The organism is Cupriavidus sp. CuC1 (genome assembly GCF_044627735.1).
In the GTDB taxonomy this organism is placed as follows: domain Bacteria; phylum Pseudomonadota; class Gammaproteobacteria; order Burkholderiales; family Burkholderiaceae; genus Cupriavidus; species Cupriavidus ulmosensis.
In genome coordinates this window covers 1-5,872 of the sequence record NZ_JBIUHC010000290.1, presented here as the reverse complement: position 1 = coordinate 5,872, position 5,872 = coordinate 1, and the positions used below count along the sequence as shown (strand labels likewise).

Here is a 5,872-nt window from a genome sequence, read left to right as displayed (position 1 = left end):
TGGGCGGCGGCCAACACAACAGACACCATGTGTTTGCTCGCTGACGACAAACGCCTGCCCACTCGACCCGCGCGGCCGGTGCGACGAAGACACGGGGCAATTGTGTAGCGCGCGCCGCGTGGCAAGCGCGCAATGAGATCAGCAGTGAAGCGCCCCCGCGGCGCGCGTCATGCGGCGCCGCGAGAAACCAGGCTCGAAATCGAATTAGCGATCGGGGTCACTTCACATAGATCGTGATCTTCTTGGAGTAGATCGGCGGGTTGTGCGGGATGTGCTTGTCGTCGGCCATCAGCAGTTGCAGGGTATGTTTGCCGGGCGGCAGCTCGATCGTGGTCTCCGTCTCGCCGGCGCCGAAGTGCAGATGGTTGCGGTCGTTCGGGATTTCCTTGTCCATGGGCGGCAGGTCGGTATCGATCAGCAGGTGGTGATGGCCGCTGTTTGGAAACTTCACGCCGCGCGGCGCCACGCCCATGCCGCGCAACCCGAACCACACCTTGACCGGCTTGCCCGCCGGCAGGACCTGGTTGTTGTTGGGAAAGCCGATATACAGGTAGGCATGGGCGGGCGCGGGCGTGGTGTCCGCGATTGCGCCGGTCGGCATGCCACCGATCAGAAGCAGGCTGGCGGCGAGCGCAGCAGCCGGAATGAGCTTACGCATGGACTGTCCTCCCGTATCGTGCCGCCGGCCCGGCGGCCCGGGGCCTTATCGAACGGTGATGGTGATCTTCCTGGAGTAGATCGGCGGGTCGTGGGGCTTGTGATCCTTGTCGCCGAGCAGCAACTGCAAGGTGTGCTTGCCCGGCGGCAGCTCGATCCGCGCCTCGGTCTCGCCGGCACCGAAGTGCAGGTGGTTCCGGTCGTTCGGAATCTCCTTGTCCATCGGCGGCAGGTCCGTGTCGATCAACAGGTGGTGGTGGCCGACGTTGGCCATGTCGATGCCCTTGGGAGCGACCCCCATATTGCGCAGGCCCATGCGCACCCAGAATTTGCCACCGTCGATCACGGCGCCGTCAGGCGGCCAGATGATGTAGACCTCGGCATTGGGTGGGGATGTCGTGGACAACGAGATCGAGGGCAACGGAGCCAGCAGCGATGCTGCCAATGTGCCGAGCACGGTTCGCCTGTGCATACGATAGCCCTCCCGAACAACTTGTCTCGAAACGCGGTGCGTTCTTGCTATTGGTGCTTGGCTTTTGGCTTATTCGTTGATTGGCTTCAGGCCGCGGCGCACTGCATTTCGTCATCCAATTTTGTCATTCAGCTTAGAACGGAAAACTGCAAAAAGATACTTGGCGATACCCTGCATCGCGCCGGCGGCGCGCGGGCGTGAGCTTGCTACGCCACCCCGTGTTGCGAAGCACCTCCGGATTCACAATCGCTGTGCTATGGTTGATTGAGCCAGCCCAGTGCCGCCCGCGCTGCATCACGTCGGCGCAAAGGACAAGGCGGGCCGGCCAGGTGATGGCCGGGCATCATCGCACTCGCGTGCCGCGTGACGCGCCGTTGGCACGTGGACCGTCGATGCACTTCGGCGCCGTACGAACAAGGCCTGAATATGTGGCGAAAACTCCTTGTCGTGTGCCTGCTCGGGTTGGCTGCGGCCGTGCGCGCCGAAGCCGGCATCGACACGCCAACCCTCACCGCCGAAGCAGAACACGCGGCCTCCGCCCCCGCGAGCGTTCCGGCCAGGCGCCTTGCCCTGGTCATTGGCAACGCCGCCTATGCGGACGAGCCGCTGCCAAACGCCGCCAATGACGCCCGGGCAATGCGCCGCGCATTGACCGAGCTCGGTTTCGACGTCATGCTCCGCGAGAACCTCGACCGGGAAGGCATGGCACGTGCGCTTGCCGAATTCCGGCAGCGCCTGCAGGCCGGCGGCACAGGCTTGTTCTACTTCGCCGGACACGGCATCGAAGTCGCGGACAGCCCGGTGCTGATTCCGATCGATGCCGGCAGCCGCACACCTGGCCGCCTGCTCACAGCGGGCACCGAGCTTGGCGCCGTGCTGGCCAGCATGTCGACGCCGCGACCGGACATGCTTAACGTGGTGATCCTCGATAGCTGCCTGGACAACCCCTATCGCGGCAGTGCCGTCAAGCCGGCCGCCGCCCCCGCCAACACGCTGATCGCCTATGCTACGGCCCCCGGCGTCGTGGCAGCCGAGGACGCGCAGCATGGCGCGTTCACCGCCGCCCTGCTGCGCACGATGCGCATGCCCGGCCTCGATGCCGAGGCCGCCTTGCGCCGGGCTGGCGAAACCGTGAGCCAGCAAACCGGGCGGCGGCAGCAACCGTGGATGTCATCGTCGTTATCCGCCCCGCTCCGGCTCGCGGCGAACGCCGCGGCTACCAGCGACGATGCAGCCTTCACTCCCGCGCTCAGGCAAGCCGCTCCGCTGATCCTTGCACAGCATCGCGGCATCCTTCCCAAGGACAGCGACGAGCAGTACGAGCTGAGCTTCTGGGACTCCATCAAGAACAGCAATTTCGCGAGCGACTATGAGGCCTACCTGAAAGCCTATCCGAACGGCCGCTTCGCGCCGCTGGCACGCGCCAGGATCGAACGGCTGCGCGCGGCCGGGCCGCAGGCCGGCGCGCCTGCCGAGCGTGCGCGTACGCCAGGCGCCTCATCCGGGCAAGCCACCGCGCAAGGCACCGTCACGCCGCCGGCACGCGCGCAGTCCGGCAAGGTGCAAGCGCCGCCTGCCGCGCCCTCACCAACGGCACCCGCTGCATCCGCTCCACCCGCCCCGGCCGCCTCGGCCGCAAGCGCGCCCTCACCCGCCACGCAACGTGCTGCCGCGGCCGGCGCCGTGACAGTCGACATCAAGCCGGGCGAGGTCAAGGACTGCCCGGCCTGCCCCGTGCTGCACAGCCTGCCGGCGGGCAGCTTCACCATGGGCAGCAACGGTGGCGACCCGACCGAGAAGCCGCCGCATCATGTCACCATCGGCCAGCCCTTTGCCATCGGCAAGTACGAAGTCACGGTGGAACAATGGGGCGCCTGCGCCGACGCCGGCGCGTGCCAGCGCATCGCCACCGTGGCCAACGCGCCCAAGAACGCACCCGTGCGCGATGTAAGCTGGGACGATGCCCAGCAGTACGTCGCCTGGTTGAGCAAGGTCAGCGGCAAGCACTACCGCCTGCCGACCGAAGCCGAGTGGGAGTACGCCGCCCGGGGCGGCACCTCGACGCTCTACTGGTGGGGCGACCAGATGCGCAAGGGCACGGCCAACTGCAAGGACTGCGGCGAACCGTGGAATGCCGACGCGCCCGCCAACGTCGGCTCCTTTGCCGCCAATGGCTATGGCCTCCACGACATGAACGGCAGCGTGTGGGAATGGGTCGCCGACTGCTGGCACATCTCGTACAAGAACGCACCTGCCGACGGACGCGCCTGGGACGAGCCCGGCTGCAGCGTACGCGTGATCCGTGGCGGCTCGTGGCATGAAGGTGCTAGCTACATGCTCTCATCCACCCGCTTCAAGTACAGCGCGAGCGTGCGCCAGTCGCAAAACGGCTTTCGCGTCTTGCGGGACCTGAAGTAGCCGCTGCCAGCGCCGCCTTGCTAGCGCGGTTTGGTGGATATCTGCACCATGTCGGCACCGATGTGGCTTTCTCCGTGCTTCGCCGCCATCGGACCCAGTTGCCGGTCGAGCGCGCGCAGGTAGTCCTGCCTGGACTCCGACTCCGGGCGCAGCGCGTCGAACAGCGGCGCGGGCGTGGTGATCAGCACGATCAACTCCGTGCCGAACGGCTTCGAGATCACCCAGTCGCCCAGGCTGCCCACGGCAGCGGTGTAGCTGGCGGGCGCCTGGTTGGCCTTGGCGCGCTCGCTCGGCACCATATGCACGACCTTGCCATCGGCCATGTAGTAGTCGACGTAGACATAGGTGTCGTACGGTGGCGTGGTGATGTCCACGATCAGTGGCGTGCCCTCGGTCAGTTGCGCGCCAGGCGCCCGGGTGTGGATCGTGGTCGGGGCCGCGCCGGTACGGCGCCCCGACCAGTAGGGCGAGATCAGCTTGACCACGTCGCACTTGTCATCGCCCAGCGGCTGCACGTCCAGGTTCAGCGTCTGCACGCCGGGCACTGCACTCAGCTCATCTTTCAGCCGCTTGATGCCGAAGCGCTCCGCTACATAGCCACCCACCTGTAGTACATGGTCCTGCCCGGTGGCCGACAGCAGCGAGCAAGGCGCGCGCGCCAGCACCGGCGCCACGGCCTGCATGGAGAGCGCGCGCTCGGCCCTGGCTTCCTGGCGCGGTTGCGCCGGCGGCAAGCCCGGCGCAGCGGATGGCGCCGCTGCGTCTTCCGGGGCTGCAGATCCGACCGCGCTTGCAGCGGACTGCGCCGCAGGCTGCTGGCCCTCCAGCGCGCCGCGCGAGCGCCACACGTAGTAACCCAACCCGCCGGCCACCAGCAAGCCGGCCACGGACGCCGCGCCCAGCTTGGCCATCGGCATGCCACCACGGCGCTCGGTGCCCATCTCAGCCAGGAAGCGCGACACGGTAGGCGTGCGCGTCGCGCGATCGAAGGACAGCGCCGCGCGCAACGCACGCCACTGCCCGCGGCTGAGCACCTTCGGGCGCTGTGGCTTGAGTCCCGCGCCGCGCGCCTGGTTGGCCGACAACCGCTCGTAGGGGTGCCTGCCAGTCAGCAGTTCGTAGGTCACGCAGGCCAGCGCGTAGATGTCGTCACGCGGATCCGGCTCGCGATGCTCGAACATCTCTGGACTGGCATAGGCAGGGGTCATGCCACCGAGCGTGCCCGGATCGAACACAGTCGGGTCCGCGTCGTCCGCCGGTTGCTGGAAGACGCGCGCGATGCCGAAATCGATCACCTTCACTTCGCCGCTATCGGTGAGGAAGACATTGGCGGGCTTGAAGTCGCAGTGGACGAAGCCACGCTCGTGCGCATAGGACAAGGCCCGGCCCATGCCGGTGATGATCGGCAGCGCCTTGGCGTAAGGCATGCCGGCAAAGTCCGGCGCGCGCAAGATGCGATTGAGCGACTTGCCGGACAGGTACTCCATGGTCAGGTACACCACCGAGCCGTCGCGGTCGAAGTCATAGACCGTCACGATATTGCGGTGCGCCAGCGTCTGCGCCTTGCGCGCCTCACGCTGCAACGCGATCAGCGATTTCGGATGACCGCGGAACTGCACATTGAGGACCTTGATGGCGATGTAGGGCTTGCGGTCCGAGGCCTCGAGCTTGCGCAGGTCGAGTGCCTTGTAGACCGTCCCCATGCCGCCCACGCCCAGGCACTCCTCCAGCACGAAGCGGCCATTCAAGGTGTCGCCCACCCCTTTGGTCTGCTCCGCCCCGGCAAACGCCTGGTCGGCCGGCGGCGGCGGTGCCGAGGACGGCGCTGACGCCATGCCGGCGCGAGCAGTCTGCACGCGGGTTTCCTCGCCGCCCTCCTCGAACTGGGTTACCCCGCGGCGCTCGATGCGCATCAGCACTTCTTCATAGACGCCAGGCGGCAGCGGGAAGCGGGTGTTCTCCTCGCTGAGCATGTCCGCCAGCTGCGTCGCGCTGGCCTGGTCCACGGCCAAGGTGCTGTCAATGCGGGCCAACAGCTCGTCGTGCGACAGACCACCGCTTTGGAAGGTACGTATCAGGTCTGGAATGCTAGGCATCGATGCAGCCGCGACGTGATTGCGCGAAGTTGCGCATTGAGCGCCCACTCGCCCTTCTACGGCGAGTACCTGCCCACGATGGATACTAGTGCGCACTCATGCCAATCGCAAACCCCTCGTGCATTGCATCAACACCGGCAAGCCACGCAAGCGGCACGATGGCGCCGCAAGAGCAGCCACCTGTCGCGCATGCGCGAACACACGGTGTTGCTGTGTTGGCCGCCGCCCG

General features: G+C 66.9%; 4 protein-coding genes. 1 reads left to right on the top strand and 3 read right to left on the bottom strand.

Annotated features, from left to right (window positions below; all coding sequences use genetic code 11):
• Positions 1 to 217: 217 nt before the first annotated feature.
• Both ACGLHR_RS50385 and ACGLHR_RS50380 read right to left on the bottom strand, forming a co-directional pair.
• Positions 218 to 658 (bottom strand): DUF4399 domain-containing protein, encoded by a 441-nt coding sequence (locus ACGLHR_RS50385; RefSeq protein ID WP_267603552.1) that lies wholly within the window; start codon positions 656 to 658, stop codon positions 218 to 220.
• Between the two features lie 45 nt (positions 659 to 703).
• A complete protein-coding gene (locus ACGLHR_RS50380) occupies positions 704 to 1,129 on the bottom strand; it encodes a DUF4399 domain-containing protein (protein ID WP_400103458.1) in 426 nt (141 codons plus the stop codon).
• Positions 1,130 to 1,555: 426 nt separating this feature from the next.
• On the opposite strand from ACGLHR_RS50380, the gene ACGLHR_RS50375 reads away from it, so the two are divergent.
• The gene (locus ACGLHR_RS50375) at positions 1,556 to 3,547 is read left to right on the top strand and encodes an SUMF1/EgtB/PvdO family nonheme iron enzyme (RefSeq protein WP_400103456.1); all 1,992 of its coding nucleotides are present in this window, start codon (positions 1,556 to 1,558) and stop codon (positions 3,545 to 3,547) included.
• A gap of 20 nt (positions 3,548 to 3,567) precedes the next feature.
• On the opposite strand, the gene ACGLHR_RS50370 is transcribed toward ACGLHR_RS50375, so the two are convergent.
• Positions 3,568 to 5,643, bottom strand: coding sequence for a protein kinase (locus ACGLHR_RS50370; protein ID WP_400103454.1), 2,076 nt, complete (start codon positions 5,641 to 5,643; stop codon positions 3,568 to 3,570).
• Positions 5,644 to 5,872: the final 229 nt, after the last annotated feature.

Coding starts and splice junctions, on each gene's coding strand:
- ACGLHR_RS50370 (WP_400103454.1), bottom strand. CDS start 5,643: ATGCCTAGCATTCCAGACCTGATACGTACCTTCCAAAGCGGTGGTCTG.
- ACGLHR_RS50375 (WP_400103456.1), top strand. CDS start 1,556: ATGTGGCGAAAACTCCTTGTCGTGTGCCTGCTCGGGTTGGCTGCGGCC.
- ACGLHR_RS50380 (WP_400103458.1), bottom strand. CDS start 1,129: ATGCACAGGCGAACCGTGCTCGGCACATTGGCAGCATCGCTGCTGGCT.
- ACGLHR_RS50385 (WP_267603552.1), bottom strand. CDS start 658: ATGCGTAAGCTCATTCCGGCTGCTGCGCTCGCCGCCAGCCTGCTTCTG.